Here is a 26,858-nt window from a genome sequence, read left to right as displayed (position 1 = left end):
ACGATAAAGGGATTGCCATAAAGAGCGCGGGCCAGACCGATGCGCTGGCGCTGCCCGGCCGAGAGAGCTGAACCCGCCTCGCCTATATCGCTGTCATACCCCTTTTCGAAACGCAGGATCAGCTCATGTGCGCCGGCAGCCCTAGCTGCAGCGATGATGGCTTCGGGATCTGGGTTGTCCGCGAAACGGGCGATATTCTCCCCGATGGTGCCTTCAAAAAGTTCCACGCCCTGCGGCAGATAACCGATGTGGCGGCCAAGCGCTTCCCGGTCCCACTGATCGAAGCTTGCGCCATCGAGCCGCACCTTGCCGGCGGCAGGCATCCACGCGCCGGTGAGAATGCGCGATAGCGTCGATTTGCCCGAACCTGACGGACCGATGATGCCGAGCGCGTTTCCCGCTGTCACGACGAAACCGAGCCCAGCAACGATGGGCTTTTTTCCGCCCGGCGGAACGATGGTGACATTCTCGACCCGTAATTCCTTCTCTGGCTTCGGCAGGGCCATGGCAGCGGCATCGGCCGGCATTTGCGAAAAAAGCTCTCTCAGCCGTGCCCAGCTCTGCCGGGCCGCCGCGAAGGACCTCCAGTTGGAAATGGCGAGATCGACAGGCGCCAGTGCCCGGCCCATCATGATCGAACTGGCGATCATCACGCCGCCGGAGGCTTCCTGCTCGATGACGAGCCAAGCGCCGACAGCAAGAATTGCCGATTGTAGAACGGCCCGAAGCGATTTTGCGATATTGCCGAGGCCGCCTGCCACATCGCCCGCCCTGCGATTGGCGGCGAGATAGGCCGCGTTGGAATTTTGCCAGCGTTTACCGAGCCGGCCACCAAGCCCCATGGCCTGCACCACCTCTGCGTTGCGGCGGGAGGCCTCCAGCTGCCGGTTGCGGACCACGTTTTCCACCATGGTGTCGCGGATTGGTTTTTGAGAAAAGATATTGGTGAAAATTGTGAGCGAGACCAGCAGCACAGCGCCGGCGAGCGCCGTTACACCGATCCAGAAATGGAACAGGAAACATATGCCGAGATAAAGCGGCATCCACGGCAGGTCGAAAAAGGCAGTCGGACCCGTGCCGGATAAAAAGCCGCGTACATTGTCGAGATCACGCAGCGGCTGAAGGCCGTCACCCGGCATGCGGTTGACGAGCGGCAGGCGCACCACGGCGTCATGCACTCTGCGGCAGTAGCGCAAGTCGAAGTCTTCGCCGATACGGATCAGGACACGGGCACGGATGATATCGAGCAGGCACTGGAAACCATAAAGCCCGAGAGCAAGAAGCGCGAGCCCGACCAGGGTCGGCAGACTGCCGCTTGCCAGTACCCGGTCATAGATCTGCAACATGAAAAGCGGCGACGTCAGCGCCAATATGTTGACGACACCGCTGACGAGCGTGAGGCCGAAAAACGTAGTCTTGAGGGGCGAAACGACCGCCGCAGTGAGGGACTGCGGCGGTGTCTGCTGCTGGTTTTGAAAGCCCACAGCCGGTTTTTCCTTTACGCGGCAAGCGCCGATGCGCTGGCGAAAATGAAGTCCGATGCGTCGAGTACATTGACATCGACCCCGTTCAGCGTGACGGAGACGGACGTGTCTGGCCGAGAGGATAACGGCATTTCCATTATCATCATACCACAACAAATCGTCCACCGATGTTGCGCCCCAGGCGGATACATCGAGCTTGTCCGTACCATCCTCATCATCGAGAATTAGTGCGCCGACGCGGGCCCATGGCCCGAGTTATCAGGGAACCCGGCAATTTTTGCAGCCAGGTTCTTCCATCGTCAGATTGCCCCGTCGACGATGACCATCGGCCTGCCCTGCGAGCAGGGTTCGATACGTGCATCGATGCGATAGATTTCGCGCAGCATGTCGGATGTTATCACCGCTTCCGTGCTGCCGCTCACCACCATTTCGCCCTGTGCGATCACCATCGTCTTCTCGCAGTAGCGCAGCGCGTGGTTGAGATCATGCAGAGCAATCAGAACGATCATGCCTGTCTTCTGCGCGAGTTCGGTGACGAAGCCCAGAACCTCGATCTGCCGGTGGAGATCGAGTGCTGAAGTCGGCTCATCCATCAGCAGCACCTCCGGCTTGCGGGCAAGCGCCTGTGCCAGCGAGACCAGCTGGCGCTGGCCGCCTGACAATTCGCCAAGCCCGCGGAAGGCAAGGTCATGGATTTTCAGCGCCTTGAGAATGGCGTCGATCTCGAACAGCTCATGATCCTGAACGCGCCAGCCGCCGCCCTGCTTGGCGGAAAGCAGAACGGATTCATAGACCGTCAGTACCGCGTTTGCGCCGGTGTCCTGCGGCATGTAGCAGATGGCGCGGTCTCCACGGGCGGTATCGGAAAGTTCCACCAGCCCGGGACCGGAGATCAGGCTGGCGATGCGCTTGAAAAGCGTCGACTTGCCGGCGGCATTCGGGCCGATCACCGCCGTCACGCTACCGCTTTCGAGCGTATCGATGCCCACCTTGGAGAGAACCGTGGTGCGCCCATAGGCGGCGCCAACATCCTTCAATGCGAGGGCTACCATGCGCGTCTCCTGTTACCGAAAATAAGCGCGAAAAAGAAAGGTACGCCCACCAGCGCCGTGATGACGCCGATCGGCAGAACAGCGCCGGGAATGAGTATCTTGCTGATGACCGAGGTTGCAGACAACAGCAATGCTCCGCAGATCACCGAACCCGGCAGGAAGAAGCGCTGATCTTCACCCACCAGCATGCGGGCGATGTGCGGCCCCACCAGCCCGACAAAACCGATTGTGCCGACGAAAGAAACCGGAATGGCGGCCAGCAGGCTGACCGTCAGCATCGTCTGCAGCCGCAGACGGCGCACATTGATGCCCATGCTGGCCGCCTTGTCATCGCCGAGTCTGAGCGCCGTCAGCGCCCAGGCATTGCGCATGAACATCGGCACGGTAACGAGAAGAATGGCGGCGGTGACATAGACCTTGTCCCAGGTCGCCTTCGTCAGGCTGCCCATGGTCCAGAAGACGACGGCGGCAAGAGCCTGTTCGGAAGCGAGGTATTCGAGCAGCGACAGCGCCGCATTGAAGGTGAAGACAAGTGCGATGCCAAGCAGCACGATCGTTTCAACCGTCACACCGCGAAGGGTCGACGCGAAATGGATGAAGAGGGCCGCTACCATTGCCATGATGAAGGCATTGATCGGCACCATGTAGTGCACGGCGCCCGGAAAGATCGCCACCCCGCCGACGAGCGCCAGCGCCGCACCGAAGCTTGCGGCGGCCGAGATGCCGAGCGTGAACGGACTGGCGAGCGGGTTCGACAGGATGGTCTGCATCTGAGCGCCCGCCACCGAAAGGGACGCGCCCACGGTGACCGCCATCAGCGCGATCGGCATGCGGATGTCCCAGATGACCACACGCAGCTGGTTTCCCACCGCAGCCGGATCGGCGATGGTCGCAAGCACGTCGGAGAGGGTGTAGCGAGCCGGACCGAGCGCCATGTCTGCGGCCATGCTGAAACACAGGGCGATGAAAAGCCCGAAGAGGATGACGATCCTGCGCGCGGCAAGGGCGCGATATTGATCGCGCCCGCTGACGCCAACGGCGCTTTCATTCAGCGAACTCATTGGTTCAAACCTTTTTCGAGCGAGGCGAAATAGCCGGGCTTGTAGGTGACGGGAAGGAATTTCCGGTGAAACTCCTCGAAATTCTTTTCCGGATCGAGATCGGCGAAGAGGTCCGGGTGAAACCACTTGGCGAATTGCTGGATCGGGAAAAACTCGTAAGGCGCACCATAGAACTGGTGCCAGACGGCGTGCACGTTGCCTTGCTTGACCGCCGTCAGTTCCGGAAACGGCGTGCGCTTCATCAGGTTGGCCAGTCGCTCACGGGAAAGAGCCATATCCGCACCGCGTCCTACGGGAACGAACTGATTGATGTCGGATTCAGCCGCCCAGTTCGAACCTGTGACAATCACGTGCTCGGGATCGGCAACGACGAGTTGTTCGGGATTGAGGTCGCCAAAGGTCGTCTTGATGATGCCATCCGCAATATTGCGACCACCGGCGAGATCGACCATGGCGCCGAAATTGGCCGGGCCAAAAGTGCGGCAGCAGTTGTTTTCACCAGAAATGCCGGGCGAACGCTCAATGAAGACGTTAGGGCGCTTCAAGTCCTTGACGCTGGCGAGCCGGTCGGTCACACGCGCGATTTCGGCACGGCGATAGGCGATGAACTCCTTCGCGCGCTCTTCGGCGCCGAAGAGTTTGCCGAGGATTTCGACCGAGGCTTCACTGTTCTTTTCGGGATCGATGCGAAAATCGAGATAGACGACCTTGATACCGGCAGCTTCGGCTTTTTCTTCGAAACCGCTTTCCTTGGCTGATTTCTCCGCTTCGAGATTGAGTGTGATGACATCAGGCGAAAGCGTGATGGCCGACTCGAGGCTGAAATCCCCCTGTGGCACGTAACCGAAGCGTGGTAGTTTCTCGATCTCGGGGAAACGCTCGACGTAGGCGGCGTAGCTGTCCGGGTCCTTCTTGAGCAGGTCGTCACGCCACCCAACAATAGTATCGAAAGTCTGGTCGCCCTTCAGCACCGCGATGACGTGAACCTGACGCGCCTCGCCAACGAGGACACGCTTGACCGGCAGGTCCAGCTCGATCTTGCGTCCGGTGACATCGGTGATCTCCCCGGCATGAGCCGGGACGGCGAGAAGGGAGAAGGCCAGCATCGCAAGATGCCTGAGGGCGCTGAGCCGCATGAGAAGGTCCTCATCAAGTTCAAAACAAAACGATGAAGCCGCGTGGCTGCGGCTTCATCCATCGAGTGGACCGGCGCTCCTCCTTCACCGTCCCTGTCTTATTTCCCATCCTTCAGCGAAACGAAGTAGCCGGGCTTGTAGTCAAGCGGCAGGAAGCGGGCGTGAAGTTCCTTGAACGTGGCTTCGGGATCGAGATCCTTGAAGAGATCAGGGTGCAGCCACTTGGCGATTTCCTGAATGGCCACGAACTGATAGGGATTGTTATAGAACTGGTGCCAGGTGGCGTGGACATTGCCATCCTTCACGGCCTGGACGCCTGTGAAAGCCGGGCGTTTGGTCAGGTTTTCCAGCTTGCGACGGGCCTCCTTCACATCCGCGCCGTAACCGACGCCGACCCAGTTGCCGCCGGGAACATAACCGTTCCAGTTGCCGCCGGTGATGATGATCTGCTCCGGGTTGGAAGCGATGATCTGCTCAGGATTGACGGTGCCGAAGGTGCCCGGAATAATATCCTTGGCCATGTTGATGCCGCCCGCCAGCTCCACCATCTTGCCAAAATTCTCGTTGCCGAAAGACATGCAGCAATCGTCGGAGTAACCGCCGGCACGCTCCATGAACACAACAGGTTTCTTCGGATTTGCCTTTTCAAGCGTGTCCGTTACCTTCGCGATGGATTCCGCCCGGAACGTGATGAAGTCTTCCGCGATTTTTTCCTTGCCGATCAGCTTGCCCATCAGACGCATGCTCGGCTCGGTGTTTTCCATCGGCTTTTCGCGGAAGTCGACATAGACCAGCGGAATGCCGACCTTTGCGAGCTTTTCGATGTAACCTGCCTCTTCGGTCGCCGTCTTCGCGTCGATGTTCATCAGAATGACGTCGGGCTTCAGGGCAACGGCCTGCTCGACATCGAAGGTGCCATCCTTCATGCCGCCGAAAGTCGGCAGCTTGGCGATATCGGGGTATTTGGCGAGATAGGCGTCGTAGGTTTCCGGATCGGCCTTCGACAGATCGTCACGCCAGCCGACCACGTGCTGGAAAGGGTTTTCCTTGTCGAGCGCCGCCAGGAAGTAAATTTGCCGGCCTTCGCCGAGAATGACGTGCGAAACGGGAACGTTGACTTCGACATCCCGGCCGGTCACATCCTTGACGGTGACCTTTTCGGCCAATGCCGGCCATGCGGCAGATACGAGAAGGCCAAGGGCAAATGCCGCAGATTTGGCTGAGATGCGCATCGGATATTGCTCTCCAGTGTTAACTGGCGCGGCTGTATTATTTTCTGACTGTACTAGTCAACATTTATGTTTTAGAGCCATTCTTAACTGACCGGTACATGAGCTGAAGACCAATGATCGACACCATAGAATATGGCAAAAACGACAGCCTGAGAGACGAAATCAAAGCCTACTGGTCCGGCCGCGCCGCGACTTTCGACCTGTCCCCCGGCCATGAAATTTTCTCCGAAGAGGAGCGAGAGGCGTGGCACGCGCTGATCTTGAAACATCTTGGTCCGGGTGAGGGGCGCAGCGCGCTCGATCTTGCCAGCGGCACCGGCGTCATCTCTCACCTCATGGACGATCTGGGATTTCAGGTTACCGGCATGGACTGGTCCGAAACAATGCTGGCGCTTGCCCGTGAAAAAGCAAAAAGCCGTGGGCGTAGTATCCGTTTCTTCGTCGGCGATGCCGAAAACACGATGGAGCCGGATGAGAGCGCCGATGTCATCATCACCCGCCATCTGGTCTGGACGCTGGTCGATCCACGGGCAAGTTTCGCGGAGTGGTTCCGAGTGCTGAAACCGGGTGGACGCCTGCTGATCGTGGATGGCGATTTCGTGAATACCAGCTGGCGCGAAAAACTGGTAAAGAAACTTGCGGCAGGTCTCGAAGGCTTGGGATTGGTCAAACAGGATCAGCCGCACAAGCCAGCGGATCCGGAAAACACCTTCACCAGCATCCTGTCGCGTGTCTATTTTTCAAACGGTGCGAGAGCCGGCGAAGTTGCAGCGCTTCTGCGACAGACGGGTTTCCAACCTGTTGCAATCGATCAGGAACTCCAGGCCATTCACCGCGCCCAGGCGAAAAATTTTAGCCTGCTGAAAGGTATACTCCGGGGGCTGCAGCATCGTTATGCAGTCTGCGCGGTGAAGCCGGACATCACAGGCAAAACCTGAAGCTCCGTCTGTGTCCTCAGGCCAGATCGAAAGATCTAGAGCGTCAAGTCCCTGACCGTAGAAGACGGTCTTCTGATCACCAATCCGCAACGGTGACTGGGGGGCGGATCATTCCCTGCCCTGTTGCACGGACTGACCGGCACCTCATTTTTCCGCGCGCTCGAAAAGTTCCTCGAAGCGCGGTTTTGCCCGAGCCGGCATATCGACCGTCCGGTAGCTCTGCGGCAGGGTCGCATCGCCGACCTTGATCAGCATGACCATGCCCATGCCATAATGCGGTGAACATTTGATACCGTAGAAACCCGGCTTGTCGAAACCGGTCTCGAATTCATCATTGATCCGGCTTTTGAAACCTTCCACCCCTTCGGGAACCATCCCCTCAACGGTCGCGGCATTGTGACTCTTGTGGGTCGGCACGAAGCGGACGCGATCACCGGCGGTGATCTCCAGAAAATCGGGCTCGAACACCATTGGGCCCTTCTCGCCCCTGTTCAGCATTTTCACCTCGAACGTTTCTGCCGAGGCATGTACGGATAAACCCGACCCCATGAGGAGGGCAACGCCTGCAACTCTTGCAAGCCTCAGCAATTTCATCATGCCATGACCTTTCTTGCATGATCGGCCCGTCCGTGGGCCGGCAGAAAACGAATGTGCGAAAAGCCGCTTCCATCAACCGTCACAACGCATTCCACTCCGAAGACGGACGCTACCGTTGCCGGCGTCAGGACTTCGCGCGGCGCGCCGATGGCGATCATCTCACCGCGATGCATAATGGCGATGCGGTCGCAGAACATGGCGGCGTGATTGAGATCATGAAGGGCCGCCACAACGGTCAATCCCTGCCGGCGCACCAGATCGAGCAAGCCGATCTGGTGGCCGATGTCGAGGTGATTGGTCGGCTCGTCCAGCAGCAGAATATTGGGCTCCTGCGCCAATGCGCGGGCGATATGCAGTCGCTGGCGCTCACCACCGGAAAGGTGGTGCCAGCTGCGCTCCGCCTTGTCGGCCATGTCGACATTATCGAGCGCGGCCTCGACGATCGCGTCGTCATGCGCAGACCACGCCGAAAGTGGACCGAGATAGGGCGTGCGCCCCAATTCCACCGCCTGTCGTGCCGTGATGCGCTCGGTGGTTTCGGCCTGCTGCTCCACAAAAGCCAGCCGGCGAGCGAGTTCACGCCGTCCGAGGGAGGCGAGCGGATCGCCGCCGAGCATGACGTGACCCTGGCGCGGCTTGCGGATGCCGGCCAGCATGGAGAGCAGCGTGCTTTTACCGGACCCATTCGGGCCGATTATGCCGAGAAACTCTCCGGAACCGACATCGAGCGAGACACCGCGTACGATGTCGATATTGCCTGCGCGAAATTTCAGGTCATGAGCGGATAGCTTCACGAACGTCCCCTCTTCTGTCCGAGGATGAAGGCGAAGGCGGGCGCGCCGACAAGCGCGGTGATAACGCCGATGGGCAGCACCTGCCCGGGAATGACAATGCGGGAGAAAATATCGGCGATGATCATGAATACCGCACCGGTCAATGCTGTCACCGGCAGCAGCAGTCCATGGCGGACGCCGACGAAGATGCGTGCCGCATGGGGAATGACGAGGCCGACAAAGCCGATGGACCCGACCAGCGAGACCATCACCGCCGTCATGATCGCCGAAACCGAGATCAGTACTGCATAGGTCCGCCGCACCGGAATGCCGAGCGAGGCGGCCGCCTGCCCGCCGAAGGCAAAAGCATCAAGCGCCCGGGCGTGCCAGAGGCAAACCGCAAGACCGGCAACACTGACCGGCAGGGCCAGCCACACATCCGGCCAGCGCACGCCCGAGAGGTTCCCCAGCAGCCAGAACATGATACCGCGCGCCTGTTCGGCATTGGCGGATTTGGTGACGATGAAGGACGTCATGGCATTGAACAGTTGCGAACCGGCCACACCGGCCAGGATGATGGCACTGTTGCCGTGCCCTGCACGCACCGCCAGAAGACTGACAAGCGAGAATGCGACGAAGGCACCGATCAGTGCCCCCGCCGGCATTGTCAGAAAGCCCGCCCCAAAGCCGAGAAGGGCCACGCCCACCGCTCCGGTGGAGGCGCCCGCGGAAATACCGAGGATATAGGGGTCGGCAAGCGGGTTGCGCAGCAGCGATTGCAGAACCGCGCCGGCAAGCGCCAGTGAAGCCCCGCAGCAGGCGGCCACGACGGCGCGGCTGAGACGATAGCTCCACACAATTCCCTCATCCAGCGGCTCCAGCGGATAACCGGCGTCAAACACCCGGTTGGCGATGGTTTTCGCCACCACATCGAATGGAATGGCGGTTTCGCCGATGGCCGCCCCGGCCATCAGCGCGCCGAGCAGCAGGGCGAGCGCGGCAAAAACCAGCCCTCCTCTGCCGAGATGGATTGAAAACCCGCTCACTTGGCGAGACCGGCAGCCGAAATTGCCTCAGCCAGCGTTTCAATGCCTTCGATCGTCCGGATGGTCGGGTTCATCGCCTGGGCGTCCATCTCGAAGACGTGACCTTCCTTGACAGCTGGCATGATGCTGGCCACGGGATCGGTTGCGAGGAATTTCTGCTTGACGGCGATGTCGTCAGCCGGGAAACGGCGGCGGTCCATCTTTCCGGCCACAATCACCGAAGGATTGGCCTTGGCGATGGTTTCCCAACCGACCGTTGGCCATTCTTCGTCGCTCTCGATCACATTCTTCAGGCCGAGCGCCGACATGATGTAGCCGGGCGCGCCGTTGCGGCCCGCCACATAGGGATCGATATCCAGTTCCGCGCTGGAGAACCAGAAGACGGCGGAAAGCTTGCCGTTTGCGGAAGCAATCTTTGCGCGGGCAGCCTCTTCCCTTTTCTTGAGATCATTGACCACTTCTTCGCCGCGATCCTGGACGTTGAAAATCTGCGCAAGGTCGCGGATTTCCTGATAGATCAAATCCATTGTGAAGCCGGTCTTGCGCACGCCGTCGCCGCCCCCGGAATTGTCCTTGCCCACGCAATCTGCCGGCGAGGTGTAAACAGGAATGCCGAGTTCGGCGAATTGCGCCGGCGTACCGACAACGCCCTCGGGGCCGATCTGCCACTGGAACTGCGTTGTGACGAGGTCCGGCCTCTTTCCGACGACGGCCTCGAAGCTTGGATCATTGTCGGCCAGACGCTCCACCCTGGAATTGGCCTCCTCATAGCCCGCAAGGACCGGGCCGATCCACAGGGCCGTGCCAACGACCTTGTCGGCCAGCCCGAGCAGATAAAGAACCTCAGTCGTGCTCTGGCCGACGGAGACGGCGCGGGCGGGCGGCTGCCTGAAAGTGATGTCGTGACCGCAGCTTTTGATTGTCAAGGGATATGCCGTTTCCGCGGCATTGGCGGTGGCGGCGGGCAGAACTGCAAGCGCAGCAGCGAGAAAGCCGGCGCGGACCGGCAGGCGTCCAGAATGAAACATGTGTTCTCCAATCGAAATGAAATCGCTTGTTCCAGAGCAGCGGCGTCAGAACGCGCAGCAACCACGGAACGTCTTGTACGGAGAACGGTAACAGGACGCAAACCAAATGTTATGAAATAACATTACAATCTCCTCTTCCGGGCTTCCCCGCCCGTAACGATGGTTTATATTTTGACGGCAGGTCTCCTGACTCACGGATTTGCGCCTTTCATCTGCCTTCCCGCATTCCGGAGAATGCAGTGGCATGACGCCATCGGCGTCACGAGGATGAGCGGCAATCCGCTTACAGTTGCGGGGGCAGCCACGGCATTGGGCGATAATCATCGCCCGCACCGTGTTCCCTATTAATCCCTTCGCCTTTCGGCTGCAGGAACCGTCGCTTTCTCACATAAGGGTCAAGGGGCAGTGCGTCAATCATCAAAGCATGTTTCCAGCGCAGCGGAACGCATCGCGTCGAGCGACGCCCGAAACAGGACCACCACATAATCAGTCGAATTGAGGCGGTTCAAAACTGCGCTTCAGCACAGCGATGGACCCGCAAGGGCGAAAATCCTCGCCGGACCCGAACCCGCAGGCTGCGGCGCCTGTTTCGACATGGTGGTAAGAGTTTCGATCACGACCAGGCCGGATTGAGTCAGAAAATCGGTCAATACGCCCTGGTCTTGCACGGCATCCAGACGGACGAGCTGATCGTCCAGATCGGCAAAATGCCGACTCACCAGCGCGACCGCATCTTTCTCCTCAACTGCGACGACCGGACCGACGATGTGACCTCGCCCGGCCGCCCGGCGCAGCGCGAAAGCCACCAAACGATCGACCTCGAAAAGGCCATAGCCAGTATTGTCGCGCAGAAGACGTTGCAGCACGCCCCGCCTCGATACGCCCAAAGCCACCCGGTCAATCGTCACGACCGCCGACAAATGATCTTCCGAGAGGGGCTCGATCCGTTGCTTTCTGCCAAGCCCCGGTGTCTGCACGGGGGAGCGCGCCCTGCCCCGAAACAGCTGCACCTTTTCCGCATCTCCGGAAAAGCCTAGCCCTGCAAAAAGACGACGTGAAACGTCGGTGGCGTTCAGCCGCAAGACGGTTGACGGGTATTTTGCCAGAAGCTGCCGCACCAGCCAGGGCGCCACGCCACGCCCCTGCAGACGTGGCGATACGATGACCATGCCGAGCGTCGCGAAACCCTGATCATAGGGAAAGAGCATCGCTGTCGCGACAACACGGTCGATCTCGTCCAGCGCAGCGAGACCGACACCGCATTGCCGCAGGAAACACCATTCATTGGCGTGATAGCGCCATCCGACCGCCATGGAGAGGGCGTGCAGACGATCTGCCTCCACATCGGCAATATCCACGGTCCGCAACTCGAAACTATCGACTTTGAGCAGCTCCATCGCAAACGGCTCTCACTCCCTCCAGCGCGGGGAACCAGCGTTCCCGGCGTCCAAGCCATGACGTCCGAGGATAACGAGCCATGCCAGCACGAATTTTCTGAAAGCACTGGAAGGACACAACAATCTACCGAAATACCTCGCTTTTCAGCAGATAAACGCCTTCGGCCGTTCTAAGCTTTTGCAATGAGCAATGCGGCCATCATAACGGGCCAACGGGGACGACCATGAACGCAATCGAAATCCTTGAGCGTCTCGTCGCCTTTCCGTCCGTGGTGGGAACGGCCAATGGCGACATTGCCGGATGGATTGCCGAATATTTGGAAAGCCATGGCGCAAGAGTATCCGTGATTCCGGGGCCGGAGGGAGACCGCGCCAATCTCTTCGCCACCTTCGGACCAGCCGATCGGGCCGGTTACATTCTGTCCGGGCACATGGATGTGGTACCCGCCGGAGAACCGGAATGGTCTTCCGATCCTTTCCGGCTGAGAACGGAAAACGACAGGCTTTACGGACGCGGGACGACCGACATGAAAGGTTTTCTGGCAACCGTCCTCGCCGCAGCCCCTGCCTATTCGCGCATGACGCTTCAGCGCCCCGTGCATATCGCCTTTTCCTACGACGAGGAGGCAGGTTGCCGCGGTGTTCCCCATCTCATCGCGCGCCTGCCGGAACTGTGCGCGCCACCGGCGGGCGCCATTATCGGCGAGCCCAGCAATTTGCGTTCCGTGCGTGCCCACAAGGGAAAAGCCGCGGCGCGGGTCAGCATCCGTGGCAGGTCAGGCCATTCTTCACGGCCCGATCAGGGAGTGAACGCCATTCATCTGATGGCAGGCATCATCGCGACGGCGGTGGAGGCGGCAGACGCGTTGACCCGGGGTCCTTTAGAGAAGACCTTCGAGCCGCCCTACTCTTCCCTGCAGATCGGTACCGTCAACGGCGGACAGGCGATCAACATCATTCCCGATCATTGCGCCATCGAACTGGAGGCAAGGGCTATTTCAGGTGTCTCGCCAATCGACCTGCTGGAGCCGGTACGACATAGCGTGGAGGCGCTCACCGCGACAGGTGTCGATATCGAATGGCTGCCGATGAGCGCCTATCCGGCGCTGTCGCTTCCCGCCGAGGCCCCGCTTGCCTCGCTTTTGGAGGAACTGACCGGCACTCCCGGTCTCGCGGCCGTCAGCTATGGCACGGAGGCCGGGCTCTTTCAGGCTGCGGGCATCGACGCCATCATCTGCGGCCCCGGCGATATCGGCCGCGCCCATAAACCGGACGAATTCATAACAGCGGGCGAACTTTCCGCCTGCCAGTCGATGCTGGAAATGCTCGGCCGGCGCTGCACGGCATGAACCCTCGAGACCACGGATCAGATGACATTTCTCTTTAACTCCGACGCCAGACGCGGCGAAATCTTCCGGCAGGCCCTGGCTGACGAATTGCCGGATCTCCCCTTCGCAATGGATACCTCCAAGGTCGATCCCGATGCAGTCCGTTACCTCATCACCTGGACGGTGCCGGAGGATATAGCGCGTTATCGTAACCTCGAAATCCTCTTTTCGATCGGGGCCGGTGTGGACCAGTTTCACATCGATACGGTCCCGCAGACGGTGAAAGTCGTACGCATGGTGGATGAGGGGATCATCCGCATGATGCAGGAATATATCTGCCTCGGCGTGCTCGCCCTTCACCGCAATCTCCCCGCCTATCTGAAACAGCAGCGGCAGCAGTTGTGGAAGGCGCTGCCGCAACGGCAGGCAGAAGACTGCCGGATTGGCGTTCTTGGCCTCGGCATGCTGGGCGTCGCAGCGCTGGAGCGGTTAAGAACTTTCGGCTTTCCGCTCGCCGGCTGGAGCCGGTCGCCCCGCGAGATCGATGGCGTCACCTGCCACCATGGCGATGACGGGCTGAAAGCCATCCTCTCCACCAGCGACATCCTCATCTGCCTGCTGCCGCTGACGGACGAGACCACCGGACTTCTCAACGCCGAGCGCCTGAGCCTCTTACCCGCTGGCGCGGGACTTGTTCACGCCGGACGTGGCAGACAGCTCGATCACGGCGCACTCCTCGATGCGCTCGATAAAGGCCGGCTCTCGGGTGCAGTGGTCGACGTTACGGACCCCGAACCGTTGCCCGAAGACCATCCTTTCTGGACCCACCCCAAAATTCTTCTGACGCCGCATATCGCCAGCGTCACTCAGCCCCATTCCGCGGCACGCACCGTTGTCGAAAACATCAAACGCCACGAGTCCGGTCTTCAACTGCTCGGCCTTGTCGACCGCCGCCGCGGATATTGATCATCACGCCTGTTTCAGAAAGGAAAAACCATGCCGCTTCTCAAGCCCATCGATACCAACCCCGATTTCGAGCCCAAGGCCTCCAAGGCGCTGCCAGAACGCCTCATTGCAGGCGACCCGTCGTTCAAGACCTGGGCGCTTGACGAAGCTCGCGACGGAACCGTGAAGACAGGCATTTGGGAAGCGACACCGGGGGAAAGCCGTTCCATCAAAGGTGAGACCTTCGAGTTCTGCCATATTCTGGCCGGCGTCATCGAAATCACCCCTGATGGCGGCGAACCGCACCGTTATACGGCGGGCGACAGTTTCGTAATGAAACCCGGTTTCGTCGGCGTCTGGAAGACCATTGAGACGGTGCGCAAAATCTACGTCACAGTGAACGGATGAGGCGTATCTCGTCGGTTTTCCAGGTTGCCCGCGACAACGGGAACCGGCGAGAGACCACAGGCAGCACGCACCAAAGATTGCGCTGTCTGGCAACGGTAAAACGGGATTTTCGTTCACTGCCACGGCTGCAGTCGGTCGATTTCGCTTGCCGACAGGAATTAGCTTTGAGGGCATATTCAAAGGGGATTTCCCATGACGCTCAGCTTCGATCCAGACAGCCTGTCCCTGCCAATCGGCCACTTCATCGGCAGCAGGCTCGTCACCGCTGAAAACGGTATCGACATGCACCGCCCATCGGACGGGGCCCCATATGCCGGGTGCCCCAAGGCGGACGCAGCCCTGGTGGATGAAGCGGTGCAAACGGCCAAGGCCGCACTGAAAAGCAGCAACTGGGGCGGGGTGCGCCCGCGCGAGCGCACCCGGGTCCTGCAACGCTGGGCTGACCTGATAGAGCAGGAAGCCGAGACGCTGGCAAAGATCGAGGCGCTGTCCTCGACCCGGCCGGTCGGCCAACTGATCGCCGGCGATATCGCCGTGACCGCCGAGCAAATCCGCTTCTTCGCCGAATTCGCCGACAAGGAAGGCGGCGATCTGGTGCCGACCGACGACACGAGCCTCGGCATGATCATGACGGAGCCCTATGGCGTGGTGGGTGCGATTACACCGTGGAATTTTCCGGTCTCCATGGCTGGCTGGAAGCTTGGCCCGGCGCTTGCGGCAGGCAATGCCGTGGTGCTGAAACCTTCGGAGATGACGCCCTTCTCCAGTATTTTCATGGCGCAGCTGGCGATCAAGGCCGGGTTACCCGCCGGCCTCATCAACATCGTGCTGGGCGACGGTCCCGTCACGGGCAACGCCATCACCGGCCATCCCGAGATTTCCAAGGTGAGCTTCACCGGCTCCACCGCCGCGGGAGCCGCCATCATGGCCAATATCGCCCGTACAGGGATCAAGCCCATGACGCTGGAACTTGGTGGCAAGAGCCCACAGATTGTCTTCGCCGATGCGGATATCGAAAAGGCGGCGACGGCCATCGCCGCCAATATTCTCTCCAATGCCGGGCAGGCCTGTGTGGCCGGCTCGCGCATCCTCGTGGAGGACAGTGCGGCAGATGCCCTCTCCGCCGCGATCATCGCCCGCATGAAGGCGGTGAAGCCCGGGCCCACCTGGGACGAGGCAACGCAATATTCGCCTATTATCTCCGAGGTGCAGCGCAAGCGCATCGACGGTATCGTGCAGGCGGCGGTCTCCCATGGCGGCGAATGCCTTACCGGTGGCGCGATCATGGACGGCCCCGGCTATTTCTACCAGCCGACACTGATCGCAAACGTCGACCAGACCTCCCCCGCCGTGACCGAGGAAATCTTCGGGCCGGTGCTGACGCTGCAGACCTTCCGCACGGAAGAAGAGGCTCTTTCGCTTTCCGATCATCCGACCTACGGTCTGGCGGCGGGTCTTTTCAGCCGTGACGTCTCACGCGTCATGCGCCTGTCCCGCGCCATCCAGGCGGGTACGATCTGGGTCAACCGTTACGGCCGCTCGCGCGACCACATTCTGCCTACCGGCGGCTACAAACGTTCCGGCATCGGCAAGGATCTCGGACGGGAAGCCTATCTCGCCAACCGCAAGAGCAAGAGCGTCCTGATTGGACTGTGACAGGGGAAATTTCTTGAAAACGCATCGCATCGCACTCATTCCCGGCGACGGCATCGGCAAGAGCGTCACTCATGCCGCATGGCAGGTACTCAACGCCGCCGCCAGAACCTCCGGTTTTGCGCTTGAAGGAACGGAGTTCCCCTGGTCCTGCGCGTTCTATCAGGAAACCGGCGCGATGATGCCCAAGGACGGTATTGAGACCCTGCGCGGTTTCGACGCCATACTCCTCGGGGCCGTAGGCTGGCCGGCCGAAGTTCCGGATTCGGTATCTCTGCACGGCCTGCTGCTGCCGATCCGCAAGGCCTTCGTGCAATATGCCAATATCCGACCGCACCGATTGCTTCCCGGTGTCGAAGGTCCGTTGAAGGCCGATGGATTCGATATCCTCTGCATTCGCGAAAATACCGAGGGCGAATATTCCGGCGCCGGTGGCCGGGTGCATCAGGGCACGGACGATGAGGTGGCCGTGGAAACCTCGATCTTCACGCGGACGGGCGTGGAGCGCATCCTGCGTTTCGGCTTCGAACAGGCGCAGAAACGTCGCGGCAAGCTGGCCTCGATCACCAAGTCGAATGCCCAGAAATATTCGATGGTGTTCTGGGATGAGGTAACGCACAGGCTCGCCGCCGAATATCCCGGTGTCGAGGTTTCCAGCTACCACATCGACGCCATGGCGGCGCGCATGGTGATGGCGCCGGAAAGCCTCGATGTCGTCGTCGCCTCCAATCTTTTCGGCGATATTCTGACCGACCTGGGCGCGGCCATTCAGGGCGGTCTCGGATTTGCCGCCTCCGCCAATATCAATCCCGACCGCAGCGCGCCCTCCATGTTCGAGCCGGTGCACGGTTCAGCGCCTGACATCGCCCATCTCGGCATCGCGAACCCAATCGCCGCCATCTGGTCGGGGGCGATGATGCTCGAGCATCTCGGGGAAAAGAATGCCGCGGCTCGGATTATGGCCGCACTGGAAACGACGACCGGCCGGGGTATCGGCACCGTGCCGGGCAGGGATGAGACGGACGCCATAACGGCTGCAGTTCTCGTAGCGCTCGACTGATTTCGGAGACAGATGATGCAAGGTTTGAAGGACAGGGATCTCTTTCGCCAGGCCGGCCTGATCGGCGGCGCATGGAAGGCAGCGGCATCGGGCAAGGCGGTCGACGTGATCGACCCGGCAACGCAGGCAGTCATCGGCAGCGTGCCGGATATGGGCGGAGGGGAAACCCGGGCGGCGGTGGAGGCCGCCAATGCGGCCTTCGGCCCCTGGAGAAAAAAGACCCATGCCGAGCGGGCGGCCCTTCTCGAAAAATGGTTCGCCCTGATGATCGAGCATATGGACGATCTTGCGCTGATCCTGACCACGGAACAGGGCAAGCCGCTTGAGGAGGCGAAGGGAGAAATCCGCTATGGCGCATCCTTCGTCAAATGGTTCGCGGAAGAAGCTCGCCGTATTGGCGGCAGCACCATCCCTTCACCGACACCGGACCGGCGCATCGTGGTGCTGAAAGAACCGGTCGGCGTCTGCGGCATCGTCACCCCGTGGAACTTCCCGAACGCGATGATCACGCGCAAGGTTGCACCCGCGCTTGCCGCCGGCTGCACCGTCGTCATCAAGCCTTCCGAATTCACGCCCTATTCGGCACTGGCGCTCGGTGTTCTCGCCGAACGGGCCGGTATTCCCGCTGGTGTCATCAACATCGTGACCGGCATGCCGACCGATATCGGCAACGAAATCATGGCGAATGAGACGGTGCGGAAAATTTCCTTCACGGGCTCAACCCGCGTTGGCTCACTCCTGATGCGAGGCGCTGCCGACAGTGTAAAGCGGCTCTCGCTGGAACTGGGCGGCAACGCGCCCTTCATCGTTTTCGACGATGCCGATCTCGATCTGGCCGTGGAAGGCGCGCTCGTTTCGAAGTTCCGCAATGGTGGGCAGACCTGCGTCTGCGCCAACCGTATTCTCGTTCAGGCAGGCGTTTATGACGCCTTTGCAAAAAAACTGGCGGATCGCGTTGATGCCATGCGGGTCGGTCCCGGAACGGAGGCCGGTGTGTCCATCGGCCCGATGATCAATGAGCCGGCCATAACGAAGATCCGCGCCCATGTGGAAGATGCCGTGGCCAAAGGTGCGAAGATCATCACCAGACCCCGCCCTCTACCGGAAGGTCCGCAATACACCGCCCCCATTGTGCTGATCGGCGCAACGACCGGCATGCGTCTGGCAAGCGAAGAGACCTTCGGCCCGGTCGCTCCCCTCTTCCGTTTTGAAACGGAAGAAGAGGCGATCGCCATCGCCAACGGTACCCCGTTTGGGCTTGCGGCCTACTTCTACACTGAAAGCCTCAGACGCGCCTGGCGCGTGGGTGAAGCGCTGGAATTCGGAATGGTGGGCCTCAACACCGGCGCGATTTCCACCGAGGTCGCGCCTTTTGGCGGGGTCAAGCAATCCGGCCTTGGCCGCGAAGGCGCGCAGGTCGGCATCGAAGAATATCTGGAAATAAAGACGTTCCATATCGGCGGACTTGCCTGATACTTCTTTCCCATCCCCGACTAAAGGGTCGCCCAGCGACCCTTCTTTTTTGCAGATCGACAAGAAACGAGATGCCTGTGCGGAATGGAAGCGCGGCCCGAATGAGCGCCTTCTTCAGTGGGCCGCGTCGATCATCGCGATCCAGCCGGCAGCCCGGCGGGCGGCTTCGGCCAGGACGGGTTTCGGAGCCTTATACCACTCATTTTCCGGCAGTTCTCGTTTCAGACGAACGAAGCTTATCGCGTCGTCCAGGGTCGGAAACTCCGCTGGCAGTGTGAGATGGAGGAAGAGCGCGACGACGGCGACAGAGCGGGAACGGCCGCCCCGGCAATTGATGAGTACATTGCCGCGCTCCCGGCGGGGGTAAGATGGTTTTTCCGGCAGAATCTGCTCCAGCGCCGCCCGCAGAATATAATGGGCTGCCACCATTTGGGTATCAGGATTCCCGGCCCCGTCGATCAGACCGATCTTGTAATATCGGATTTCGCCCGGCCCATAGACGCTGCCTTCATGATCTGAAACCACATCGGACTGCTCCACGAAATTGAAGTCCAGATTGACGGCGCAATTGACTACGGTGGTAATGCCGTTTTGACGCAGAAGATTGAGGTCGCTCGCACCCTCTTTGCCCGAAATGAAAAGATCGACACCATAAAGCGGATGCCGTTCATAGATGCGGCTGAGCTTCGGCAGTTCGCCGCTCTCCTGCTCTCGGGCTATGGTCTGTTGCGGTTGCGGCATGTCATGTCTCCCCGGCACCGGTACGGCAGCCATCATATCTTTGCTTTTTCAGTTTTCTGCGGCGGTTGGCCCGTGTTGCACCGACGTCTTGGCGCTGCGGCTTGCGGATATGGCTCGTGCCACCCGCTGCAATGTCGGATAGTTGGCCCCCTCACCCGTGGCTATATAACCCGGACAAAGGAATTCGGCGGCGCCTTCCGCCACCTTTCCAAGAGTGAGAGGTTCATAGGCGCCGCCGGCATTTTTGAGAATGAGGATGGCGGCTGCCACATCCCAGGCGTTGACGCCGAAACCAGCGGCCGCATCCGTCCAGCCCGCCGCGACGTGAGCAATGCTGAGCGCAGCGCTGCCGGGCCGGCGCAATGTAGAAAAGGTCTCAGTAAGAGTACCGAAATTGGCAAGCGCCGCTTCCCGCCCATCCAGCCGGAAATCGCGCGAGACGGGATAGCCGGTGATGAGCGTCGCCCGTGTCTCGTCCGAGACGCTACGCGAGCGCAGCCTTTCGCCGTTCAGATAAGAGGCCTGGACATCGGCCGAAAACATCTGCTCCGCGACAGGGTCATAAACCACGCCGGCAACAACCTTCCCGTCGATAACGGCGGCAATGGACACGCACCAGAAGGCAAGGCCGCGGGCGAAATTTGCCGTGCCGTCGATGGGGTCGACATACCATTGCACCTCACCGCTACCGATCTGGCCGCCCTCCTCACCCATGATGGCCGAGTTGGGTTCCCGTTCGAGAATGATGGTGCGAATGGCGGCCTCGGCGCGCTTGTCGTGGATAGTCACGATATCATGGAGATCGACCTTGTAGTCCACCGTCATATCCGATCGGAATGCCGCAAGCAGGGGATCGCGCACGGCACGCGCCGCTGTTTCGGCGATTTTCATCAACCGCACGGAGCGGGAAAAAGCGCCCTCATCTCCAGGATTTCGTTCGCTCAATGAGGTCTGCATCGGCATGTCCATTCCGTTCATTCGCAAAAAGGAGGAGGCGGCGCGGCCAGGACCGCGCCAGCCGGGATTACTTCGTGTAGTTGACGCGCCAGAAATCCTGCCACTCCTCGCGCCGATCGAAATCATCGAGACCCGTAGCAGAATTGTATCCCATCAGCCGGTCGGCAACCTTCATCAGCCCCGAAGGCTCATCATCCGGCATCTTGATGTCGGTATTGGTCGGCAGCTTACCGTCCTTCATCTGCGGGGCGATGCCCTCTTCCGTCAGGATATAGTGGATAAAGAGCTTGGCCGTGTTCGGGCTTTTGGTCTTGGAGGCCATCAGGCCGAGCTTGATATAGGTCCAGCCGACCCAGGGATCGAGGTCGGTGCAGAGGCCGAGCTTGTAGCCCTTGTCGGCATTGTCGCGAAATTTGGCTGAACTTAGCAGGCCGAAGAAGGGCTGGTTCTGGCCGGGCGCGCCGACCGCTTCCGCAACCGGGTCGTCGCCGTCGGTGGCGAGCGGGCCATTCGCAGCCAGCGCCTTTATCCACGCAGCTGCCGCACTCTTTTCCTCCGTCTCCCTGCCGAAATGAGCCTTATAGGCCGCCGCTATCTTTTCATTACCGTGGGCTTCAAGCTGGTTGAACCAGTCGGTATAGGTGCTCTTGCTGAGCGGATCGACCATGGCGACCTTGCCTTTCCATTTCGGCTCGGTCAGTTCCCAGATATTCGTCACCGGGCATTTGTCATAGGCTTCGGTATTATACGCCCAGACGTTGGCGTTGGTGGAAATGGCCAGTGGGTTTTGAAACTGCGCCGGAATTTTCGAGGTCATGTCGCCCGGCAGGTAATTTTCCACAAAACCCGCCGGCAGAAGCTGGGCAAGTGCAGAGGGCGCATCGGTAATCAACACCACATCCCCCTGCACATTGTTCGACTGGCTTTCGCGGATGATCATCTCCAGCTGGCTATTGGCGGAGACCTTTACGCCCGTCGCCTTCAGCCCGTATTTGGCGCTGAATTTATCCGCCATCTCAACGATCTTGCCGGTGCTGTCATAGATGTTGATCGGCTTCTCCTGCTTTGCCGCCGCAAGGACGGCGTCGAGATCGAAGGGCTCTTCAGCCGCGGCGGCCAGAGCGGAAGCGCCTATAATCATTGCACCTGCGGCCATGGCCGAGGCAGCCCTCAATTTCATTTTTCGCATCGTTTCCCCTCCCAAGGAAAAGACAGGCGGGTTTGCACCCCGCCTTCCGTTTATTTTTTGTAATTCACACGCCAGAAATCCTGCCAGCCTTCGCGCTTGTCGAGATCGTCGGCCGCCGTTGCGGCGTCGAAAGCCATCAGCTCATCGAGATGATCGGCGACCCTCGAAGGCTCATCCGCCGGCAGGGCGATTTTCATATTGCCGGAAAGCTTGCCGTCAGCGGTCTGTGGCGCGATGCCTTCTTCCGTCATCAGATAATGCAGGAAGAGTTTCGCGGCATTCGGGCTTTTCGTTTGCCCGGCAATCAGGCCGAAACCGGGATAGAGGAATCCGGAAAATGGCTTCACACCGCTGCAAAGACCGAGCTTCAGCCCCTTGGCTTCATTGTCACGATACTTCGCGACCGAGGTGATGACGAAGAAGGGATCGGTCTGTCCCGGAGCACCGGCAGCGTCCGCCACCGAACTGGAATCCGTCAAGAGCGGCGCATTTTCGGCAAAGGCTTTCACCCAGGCAGCCGTTGCGCTTTTTTCGCCCGTTTCCAGCTTCTTGCCGTAGAGGTCCTCGTAGGCTTTGGCGACATCGGCATCGTGGTGGGTTTCGATTTGGTTGAACCAGTCGGCATAAAGCGGTTTGTCGAATAGATCGAGCATGGCAAGCTTGCCCTTCCAACGCGGCTCCGTTAGCTGCCAGATGTTGGTGACCGGGCATGTGTCGTATTTCTCGGTATTGTAGGTCCAGACATGCGGGTCTGAGACGACCACGAGCGGATCCCGCAGCTTCTGCGGAATATCGCCTTCGATATCAGGCGGCGTCCAGCTGGTAGCGATACCTGCCGGCAGAAGCTCGCCCATGGCGGAGGCAACATCCGTGGCCACGCTGACATCGCCGACGACATTGCCAGCCCGATGTTCGCGGATCATCAACTCGACCTGCGTCGCCTCGTTCACCTTCTTGCCGCTGGCCTGCACGCCATACTTGGCCGTAAACGCCTGCGCGGTATCCACGATCTTACCGGTGACCGCATAAACCGTAATCGGCTTTTCCTTCTTCGCGGCAGCGATGAGCTCATCGAGATTGAAGGCTTCCTGCGCATGCGCGGCCCCGCTAAGTGCCAGCGAGACGCCGAGGCAAAGTGCGGAGGCGGTCCCCCGCCGCCTGCGCTCGTTGCCATTATTATTGCTAGCCATGATCGTCACGAGTTGATCCCCCATTATTTTTTGTAGTTCACACGCCAGAAGTCCTGCCAGGTTTCACGCGCATCCCAGTCTTCAAGACTGGTCGCCATGCTGTAGGGCAGGATGTTATCGAGGACGGCGCCAATACCCGATGGCTCGTCGGCGGGCAGACTTACCTCCCTGTTGGTCGACATCTTGCCGTCGATCGCCTGCGGCGCGATGCCTTCGGCAGTCATGATGTAGTGAATGAAAAGCTTCGCCGCATTCGGGCTGTTCGTGCCCTTGGTGATCAGCCCAACGCCCGGATAGAGCCAGCCGACCCAGGGTTTCAGCTCCTTGCAGAGGCCGAGTTTCGTGCCCTTCTCGGCATTGTCGCGGAACTTGGCCGAGCTGATGAGGCCCATGAAGGGTTCTTTCTGACCGGGAGCACCAACGGCTTCGGCAGCAGCCGCATCGGCGTCGGTCAGAAGCGGAGCATTGGCGGCAAGCGCCTTCACCCAGGCTGCCGTCGCGCTCTTTTCCCCGGTTTCGAGGTCCTTGCCGTAAAGCGCCTTATAGGCCGCTTTCACTTCACCGTCGCCGTGGCTGGCCATCTGGTTGAACCAGTCGACATAGGATGCCTTGCCGAGCGGATCCTGCATCGCCACCTTCCCCTTCCACTTCGGGTCGGTCAGTTCCCAGATATTGGAAACGGGGCATTTGTCGAAGAGTTCGCTATTATAAGCCCAGACATTGGCGCTGGTGACGACGGTCAGCGGGTCCTGATACTCCGGCGGAATATTGCCGGCCATATCCGGCGGCAGCCAGCTTTCGACAAAACCGAGCGGAATAAGCTGCGCCATCGCGGCCGGCGCATCGCTGATGATCGAGACGTCACCCTGAATATTGTTGGCGCGCGCCTCGCGGATGATCATCTCCAGCTGGGCGGAGGCCTTCACCTTCGCGCCCTCAGCGCCGACACCGTATTTCGCGGCGAAGTTCTTCGCCATTTCAACGATCTTTCCCGTGCTGTCATAGACGGTGATCGGTTTTTCCTTTTTCGCCGCCTCGATCAGGGCATTGAGGTCGAAAGGCTCTCCCGCTTTCGCCACGCCGCCAAGCGTTGCGGCAATCGCCGTTGCGCATAAGAGCCGGCTCAGGCCCGCTATTGTCCGCTTCATCCTGCTTCTCCTTCAGCCGTCTCGGCGGCGTTTTCAGTTGTAGGTGCTGTGGCGCAGAACGGCGTCCGCCTCGGTGATCCTCTGCCCCCTGGCATCGAAGGCGTGAAGGGCTTCGGGCGGCACGTGAAAGAACACGCGGTCGCCGCTGTCGATACGCGGCAGGGAGTGGGTGGTCAGGAACAGCGTGTGGTTCTCGCTTCTGAGTTCGAGAATCCAGCTGCCGCCTGTCGGCAGCACGCCGGTCACCGTCATCTCGCCGGCGAAGCTGCCTTGCGGCACATCCTCGGACTTCATCACATAACCCATGGCTTCCGGCCGCATGCCGATCGAGGCAATGCCGCGCAGTTGCGGATAACGGGTTGCGAAATAGGCTTCCGCCCTGTCCGCTATGTCCGACACCCCGGGCTGGCCGAAAGTCAGTATGTTGATCGGCGGGCTGCCGACGAATTCGGCGACGAAACGATTGGCCGGACGGTCGTAGATATCGTTCGGCGTGCCCATCTGCTGCAGCGTGCCTTCGTTCATGACGGCAATGGTGGTGGCAAGTGTCATGGCTTCCCACTGGTCATGCGTCACGAAGACGATGGTCGTCTTGAATTCCTTGTGCAGCCGCTTCAGCTCGGCGCGCATTTCAAGCCGCAGCCGGGCATCCAGATTGGAGAGCGGCTCATCGAGAAGCAGAACGCCCGGATTGACGGCGAGCATGCGGGCAAGCGCCACACGCTGCTGCTGACCACCGGAAAGCTGCGACGGATAGCGGTCGCGATATTTGGCGATGTCAAGCGCCTGCATGACGCGCTCGACACGGGCTTCACGCTCGGCCTTCGGCAGCTTGCGCAGGCGCAGGCCGAAATCGGTATTGCGCTCGATGGTCAGATGCGGCCATAGCGCGTAGCTCTGGAAAACGAGGCCCATTTCACGTTTTTCCGGCGGCACGAAAATGCCTTCGGTCACGGAATCGATCACCCGGTCGCCGACGCGGATCTCTCCCCCCGAGAGGTTTTCGAGGCCAGCTATCATGCGAAGCGTGGTGGTCTTGCCGCAGCCGGAAGGCCCGAGCAGGCACATGAACTCGCCGTCGCGGATTTCGAGATCGAGATCGGAAACCGCATTCGCGGAATTCACGCCGTAGTTTTTCTGCGCACCGCGCAGGTTGATGGTAGGCATCAGCTTCCAAGTCCTTCTGCAAGATTTGTACGGGTCAGCTTCTGGGCAAACAGCGTGCCGAAATAGGCAATGGCGGCGATGATCAGCACCACGGCGTTGGCAGCCTGCGTGTAGTGGTAGTCGACCAGCCGCAGCGAATAGGTGGTCAGAACATCCGTGCTCGGCACGGCGAGGATCACGAATAGGCTGAGACCCTTGATGCCCGAAATGAAGGGCAGGAGAACCCCGGTCACCAGCGATCCTTTCTGGATCGGGATGACGATCGAGATCATGCGGCGGAACCAACCTGCACCGGCGATCTGGGCAGCCTCTTCCGGGTCCTTTCCAAGCTGCGTCATGGCGGAAATGCCGGCTCGCGAAGCGTAGGGCATCTGGTCAGCGATCAGCGCCAGGATGAGGATCGTCACCGTACCATAGAGCGCCGGCATCGGCCCGCGCGGAACGGCAAAGAGCGACAGATAGGCGGCGGCAAAGGCAATGCCGGGCACGAGATAGGGCAGGAACGTCACCTGTCGCAGGTAGACGGACAGGGCACGCACCGGCGTGCGGATGACGACATAACCAACGAGCAGGCCAAGAATGCCCGATGTGAGCGAGGCAAGCCCGACGATCATCATCGTGTTTTTTGCGGCAGCCCATAGGTCGGGGCTCAGGAGCACGCCGGTCTGCAAGGCGACGGTGTTGAGGTTGCTGCCAATCCAGTAATCGAGGGTGAAGTTGTCGAACGTGAAGCGGGCCGGCATTTTCATGACCGTCGAGAGCGCCAGGGTCAGAAGCGGCAGGCCGACACTGAGAACGAAGATGGCAGCCGCGAAGCCCGTCGCCGGAAGCCGCATCTTGCCGAGACGGCTCTGCCTGTTCATCGAGCCTTTCGAACCAATGGTCACGAAACGGCGGGCTTCGCGAACGAGGCGGGCGTCGATCATGAGCGTGATGATGCCGATGAGCATGATCGAGGCCGCGACGACACCGGCAACGCCCGTCTGGCGCGACGCAATGCTGCGGAACAGCGATGTGGAGAGAACCTCGAACTTCACGGGCAGCCCGAGAACATAGGGCACGCCGAACTCGCCAAGGCATTTCGCAAAGATTAGCACCATCGAGGACAATAGCGCCGGGCGCATCAGCGGCAGGATGACCTGCAAGGCGACCTGATAACGATGGGCACCGAGAATGCGGGCGGAATCTTCAAGCTGCGAGTCGAAGCGGCGAAGCGCCGAGCCGAACAGCAGGATGACGAAAGGCGTGTAATGCAGGGCAAGGATGATGGTGATCGGGAAGCGCCCGTAAGCCACCCAGTCCGGCGGCGTGAAGCCTATCGCCTCGAACCAGCCGGGCTGGCCGCCAACCGTGCGATTTTTAAACAACGTCGTCCAGGCGAGCGCGAAGGTCCAGGCCGGCAGCATATAGGGCACGATCAAGGCCGTGGCGAACCAGCGGCGGCCGAACATGTCCGTTCTGCTGATAAGCCAGGCAAGAACGGTGCCGATGACGAGCGAAAGTGCAATCGCCCCGAATGCGACGGTCAACGTATTGAAGAGCGGACGCCAGAAAAGATCCGATGCGACGGGCGAAAAAAACGCCCTGTCGAGATAATAAAGCGTGAGATCGCCGACATCCTTGCCGAGGCGCCGTTCGTGGCCGAACTGGACGCGGACGGCATCGAGAATGATCGAAATGATCGGAACGACGATCAGATAGGTGAAAAGCAGAGCCGTCAGAACGCCGATCAGCGTCGTCGGCTCCCTGAGTGCGACCTTGAGACGATACCGCCAGGCCTGCCATGCCGAAGGCGCGGTCGTCGGGGGACTTCCCAGCGCCTCCGCCTTCGTCGATTCGCTTAAAAGAGCCATTC

At 60.3% G+C, this 26,858-nt stretch carries 24 protein-coding genes, 1 pseudogene and 1 riboswitch; of the genes and pseudogenes, 7 read left to right on the top strand and 18 right to left on the bottom strand.

What is annotated here, in order from left to right:
• The 6 genes and pseudogenes from DOU54_RS16335 to DOU54_RS16310 all read right to left on the bottom strand — a co-directional run.
• Window positions 1-1,484: type I secretion system permease/ATPase (locus DOU54_RS16335; RefSeq protein ID WP_286079928.1), on the bottom strand; the 1,484-nt coding region annotated here is incomplete at its 3' end.
• Between the two features lie 14 nt (window positions 1,485-1,498).
• Window positions 1,499-1,697: pseudogene (locus DOU54_RS16330) on the bottom strand (hypothetical protein); the annotation flags it as partial.
• 86 nt (window positions 1,698-1,783) lie between these two features.
• Window positions 1,784-2,536, bottom strand: a complete 753-nt coding sequence (locus DOU54_RS16325) for an ABC transporter ATP-binding protein (protein WP_004438328.1) — start codon at window positions 2,534-2,536, stop codon at window positions 1,784-1,786.
• The gene (locus tag DOU54_RS16320) at window positions 2,530-3,597 is read right to left on the bottom strand and encodes a FecCD family ABC transporter permease (protein ID WP_113731641.1); all 1,068 of its coding nucleotides are present in this window, start codon (window positions 3,595-3,597) and stop codon (window positions 2,530-2,532) included. The genes DOU54_RS16325 and DOU54_RS16320 overlap by 7 nt, the downstream gene beginning before the upstream one ends.
• A complete protein-coding gene (locus DOU54_RS16315; protein ID WP_112555515.1) occupies window positions 3,594-4,733 on the bottom strand; it encodes an ABC transporter substrate-binding protein in 1,140 nt (379 codons plus the stop codon). The genes DOU54_RS16320 and DOU54_RS16315 overlap by 4 nt, the downstream gene beginning before the upstream one ends.
• 98 nt (window positions 4,734-4,831) lie before the next feature.
• Window positions 4,832-5,965 carry an ABC transporter substrate-binding protein gene (locus DOU54_RS16310; protein ID WP_113731640.1) on the bottom strand — a complete coding sequence of 378 codons (1,134 nt, stop codon included), beginning with the start codon at window positions 5,963-5,965 and terminating at the stop codon, window positions 4,832-4,834.
• A gap of 113 nt (window positions 5,966-6,078) precedes the next feature.
• Here DOU54_RS16310 and DOU54_RS16305 point away from each other — a divergent pair, with 113 nt between their 5' ends.
• Window positions 6,079-6,903, top strand: a complete 825-nt coding sequence (locus DOU54_RS16305; RefSeq protein ID WP_077986430.1) for a class I SAM-dependent methyltransferase — start codon at window positions 6,079-6,081, stop codon at window positions 6,901-6,903.
• Window positions 6,904-7,047: 144 nt separating this feature from the next.
• Here the strand turns inward: DOU54_RS16305 and DOU54_RS16300 are convergent, their stop codons facing one another.
• From DOU54_RS16300 to DOU54_RS16280, 5 genes are all read right to left on the bottom strand, one after another.
• Entirely contained in the window at window positions 7,048-7,500 is a 453-nt protein-coding gene (locus DOU54_RS16300; RefSeq protein WP_035208487.1) for a pseudoazurin, read from the bottom strand.
• Window positions 7,497-8,294: an ABC transporter ATP-binding protein gene (locus tag DOU54_RS16295; RefSeq protein ID WP_113731639.1), complete on the bottom strand. Its 798-nt coding sequence runs from the start codon at window positions 8,292-8,294 to the stop codon at window positions 7,497-7,499. The genes DOU54_RS16300 and DOU54_RS16295 overlap by 4 nt, the downstream gene beginning before the upstream one ends.
• A complete protein-coding gene (locus DOU54_RS16290; RefSeq protein WP_004438311.1) occupies window positions 8,291-9,319 on the bottom strand; it encodes a FecCD family ABC transporter permease in 1,029 nt (342 codons plus the stop codon). The genes DOU54_RS16295 and DOU54_RS16290 overlap by 4 nt, the downstream gene beginning before the upstream one ends.
• Window positions 9,316-10,347, bottom strand: a complete 1,032-nt coding sequence (locus DOU54_RS16285; protein WP_112636668.1) for an ABC transporter substrate-binding protein — start codon at window positions 10,345-10,347, stop codon at window positions 9,316-9,318. The genes DOU54_RS16290 and DOU54_RS16285 overlap by 4 nt, the downstream gene beginning before the upstream one ends.
• Window positions 10,348-10,506: 159 nt before the next feature.
• Window positions 10,507-10,740, bottom strand: a riboswitch (cobalamin riboswitch).
• A 125-nt stretch (window positions 10,741-10,865) separates the two neighbouring features.
• Window positions 10,866-11,744, bottom strand: a complete 879-nt coding sequence (locus DOU54_RS16280; protein ID WP_004438306.1) for a GNAT family N-acetyltransferase — start codon at window positions 11,742-11,744, stop codon at window positions 10,866-10,868.
• Between the two features lie 224 nt (window positions 11,745-11,968).
• On the opposite strand from DOU54_RS16280, the gene argE reads away from it, so the two are divergent.
• The 6 genes from argE (at window position 11,969) to DOU54_RS16250 (ending at window position 18,611) form a co-directional block, all read left to right on the top strand.
• A complete protein-coding gene (gene argE / locus DOU54_RS16275) occupies window positions 11,969-13,093 on the top strand; it encodes an acetylornithine deacetylase (RefSeq protein WP_113731638.1) in 1,125 nt (374 codons plus the stop codon).
• 21 nt (window positions 13,094-13,114) lie between these two features.
• Window positions 13,115-14,038 carry a 2-hydroxyacid dehydrogenase gene (locus DOU54_RS16270; protein ID WP_113731637.1) on the top strand — a complete coding sequence of 308 codons (924 nt, stop codon included), beginning with the start codon at window positions 13,115-13,117 and terminating at the stop codon, window positions 14,036-14,038.
• A 30-nt stretch (window positions 14,039-14,068) separates the two neighbouring features.
• Entirely contained in the window at window positions 14,069-14,425 is a 357-nt protein-coding gene (locus DOU54_RS16265) for a cupin domain-containing protein (RefSeq protein WP_113731636.1), read from the top strand.
• A 192-nt stretch (window positions 14,426-14,617) separates the two neighbouring features.
• The gene (locus tag DOU54_RS16260; RefSeq protein ID WP_034498365.1) at window positions 14,618-16,081 is read left to right on the top strand and encodes an aldehyde dehydrogenase family protein; all 1,464 of its coding nucleotides are present in this window, start codon (window positions 14,618-14,620) and stop codon (window positions 16,079-16,081) included.
• 13 nt (window positions 16,082-16,094) lie between these two features.
• Window positions 16,095-17,138 (top strand): tartrate dehydrogenase, encoded by a 1,044-nt coding sequence (locus DOU54_RS16255; protein WP_113731635.1) that lies wholly within the window; start codon window positions 16,095-16,097, stop codon window positions 17,136-17,138.
• A 15-nt stretch (window positions 17,139-17,153) separates the two neighbouring features.
• Entirely contained in the window at window positions 17,154-18,611 is a 1,458-nt protein-coding gene (locus DOU54_RS16250; protein ID WP_113731634.1) for an NAD-dependent succinate-semialdehyde dehydrogenase, read from the top strand.
• 114 nt (window positions 18,612-18,725) lie between these two features.
• Here DOU54_RS16250 and DOU54_RS16245 read toward each other — a convergent pair whose 3' ends face one another.
• The 7 genes from DOU54_RS16245 to DOU54_RS16215 all read right to left on the bottom strand — a co-directional run bounded on the left by DOU54_RS16245 (window position 18,726) and on the right by DOU54_RS16215 (window position 26,856).
• Entirely contained in the window at window positions 18,726-19,352 is a 627-nt protein-coding gene (locus DOU54_RS16245) for a dual specificity protein phosphatase family protein (protein ID WP_006698657.1), read from the bottom strand.
• A 48-nt stretch (window positions 19,353-19,400) separates the two neighbouring features.
• Window positions 19,401-20,315 carry an inositol monophosphatase family protein gene (locus DOU54_RS16240; protein ID WP_169692154.1) on the bottom strand — a complete coding sequence of 305 codons (915 nt, stop codon included), beginning with the start codon at window positions 20,313-20,315 and terminating at the stop codon, window positions 19,401-19,403.
• A gap of 61 nt (window positions 20,316-20,376) precedes the next feature.
• Entirely contained in the window at window positions 20,377-21,465 is a 1,089-nt protein-coding gene (locus DOU54_RS16235) for an ABC transporter substrate-binding protein (RefSeq protein WP_193603384.1), read from the bottom strand.
• Window positions 21,466-21,548: 83 nt separating this feature from the next.
• Window positions 21,549-22,688 carry an ABC transporter substrate-binding protein gene (locus tag DOU54_RS16230; RefSeq protein ID WP_100911609.1) on the bottom strand — a complete coding sequence of 380 codons (1,140 nt, stop codon included), beginning with the start codon at window positions 22,686-22,688 and terminating at the stop codon, window positions 21,549-21,551.
• A 23-nt stretch (window positions 22,689-22,711) separates the two neighbouring features.
• Window positions 22,712-23,836: an ABC transporter substrate-binding protein gene (locus tag DOU54_RS16225; protein WP_086132794.1), complete on the bottom strand. Its 1,125-nt coding sequence runs from the start codon at window positions 23,834-23,836 to the stop codon at window positions 22,712-22,714.
• A gap of 33 nt (window positions 23,837-23,869) precedes the next feature.
• Window positions 23,870-25,003, bottom strand: a complete 1,134-nt coding sequence (locus DOU54_RS16220; protein WP_035208474.1) for an ABC transporter ATP-binding protein — start codon at window positions 25,001-25,003, stop codon at window positions 23,870-23,872.
• Complete coding sequence (locus tag DOU54_RS16215) at window positions 25,003-26,856, bottom strand: ABC transporter permease (protein WP_113731632.1); 1,854 nt, start codon at window positions 26,854-26,856, stop codon at window positions 25,003-25,005. Before DOU54_RS16215 ends, DOU54_RS16220 begins: the two co-directional genes overlap by 1 nt.
• Between the last annotated feature and the right edge of the window lie 2 nt (window positions 26,857-26,858).

The organism is Agrobacterium sp. MS2 (genome assembly GCF_003261015.1).
In the GTDB taxonomy this organism is placed as follows: domain Bacteria; phylum Pseudomonadota; class Alphaproteobacteria; order Rhizobiales; family Rhizobiaceae; genus Agrobacterium; species Agrobacterium pusense.
Note: the sequence above shows the minus strand (reverse complement) of the source record. Positions and strands in the feature narration are given on the sequence as shown.

What these genes read in the sequence shown, in the direction of transcription:
- DOU54_RS16325 (WP_004438328.1), bottom strand. Translation starts at nt 2,536, where the DNA reads ATGGTAGCCCTCGCATTGAAGGATGTTGGCGCCGCCTATGGGCGCACC.
- DOU54_RS16320 (WP_113731641.1), bottom strand. Translation starts at nt 3,597, where the DNA reads ATGAGTTCGCTGAATGAAAGCGCCGTTGGCGTCAGCGGGCGCGATCAA.
- DOU54_RS16315 (WP_112555515.1), bottom strand. Translation starts at nt 4,733, where the DNA reads ATGCGGCTCAGCGCCCTCAGGCATCTTGCGATGCTGGCCTTCTCCCTT.
- DOU54_RS16310 (WP_113731640.1), bottom strand. Translation starts at nt 5,965, where the DNA reads ATGCGCATCTCAGCCAAATCTGCGGCATTTGCCCTTGGCCTTCTCGTA.
- DOU54_RS16305 (WP_077986430.1), top strand. Translation starts at nt 6,079, where the DNA reads ATGATCGACACCATAGAATATGGCAAAAACGACAGCCTGAGAGACGAA.
- DOU54_RS16300 (WP_035208487.1), bottom strand. Translation starts at nt 7,500, where the DNA reads ATGATGAAATTGCTGAGGCTTGCAAGAGTTGCAGGCGTTGCCCTCCTC.
- DOU54_RS16285 (WP_112636668.1), bottom strand. Translation starts at nt 10,347, where the DNA reads ATGTTTCATTCTGGACGCCTGCCGGTCCGCGCCGGCTTTCTCGCTGCT.
- DOU54_RS16280 (WP_004438306.1), bottom strand. Translation starts at nt 11,744, where the DNA reads ATGGAGCTGCTCAAAGTCGATAGTTTCGAGTTGCGGACCGTGGATATT.
- argE (WP_113731638.1), top strand. Translation starts at nt 11,969, where the DNA reads ATGAACGCAATCGAAATCCTTGAGCGTCTCGTCGCCTTTCCGTCCGTG.
- DOU54_RS16270 (WP_113731637.1), top strand. Translation starts at nt 13,115, where the DNA reads ATGACATTTCTCTTTAACTCCGACGCCAGACGCGGCGAAATCTTCCGG.
- DOU54_RS16265 (WP_113731636.1), top strand. Translation starts at nt 14,069, where the DNA reads ATGCCGCTTCTCAAGCCCATCGATACCAACCCCGATTTCGAGCCCAAG.
- DOU54_RS16260 (WP_034498365.1), top strand. Translation starts at nt 14,618, where the DNA reads ATGACGCTCAGCTTCGATCCAGACAGCCTGTCCCTGCCAATCGGCCAC.
- DOU54_RS16250 (WP_113731634.1), top strand. Translation starts at nt 17,154, where the DNA reads ATGCAAGGTTTGAAGGACAGGGATCTCTTTCGCCAGGCCGGCCTGATC.
- DOU54_RS16245 (WP_006698657.1), bottom strand. Translation starts at nt 19,352, where the DNA reads ATGCCGCAACCGCAACAGACCATAGCCCGAGAGCAGGAGAGCGGCGAA.
- DOU54_RS16240 (WP_169692154.1), bottom strand. Translation starts at nt 20,315, where the DNA reads ATGCCGATGCAGACCTCATTGAGCGAACGAAATCCTGGAGATGAGGGC.
- DOU54_RS16235 (WP_193603384.1), bottom strand. Translation starts at nt 21,465, where the DNA reads ATGGCCGCAGGTGCAATGATTATAGGCGCTTCCGCTCTGGCCGCCGCG.
- DOU54_RS16230 (WP_100911609.1), bottom strand. Translation starts at nt 22,688, where the DNA reads ATGGCTAGCAATAATAATGGCAACGAGCGCAGGCGGCGGGGGACCGCC.
- DOU54_RS16225 (WP_086132794.1), bottom strand. Translation starts at nt 23,836, where the DNA reads ATGAAGCGGACAATAGCGGGCCTGAGCCGGCTCTTATGCGCAACGGCG.
- DOU54_RS16220 (WP_035208474.1), bottom strand. Translation starts at nt 25,003, where the DNA reads ATGCCTACCATCAACCTGCGCGGTGCGCAGAAAAACTACGGCGTGAAT.
- DOU54_RS16215 (WP_113731632.1), bottom strand. Translation starts at nt 26,856, where the DNA reads ATGGCTCTTTTAAGCGAATCGACGAAGGCGGAGGCGCTGGGAAGTCCC.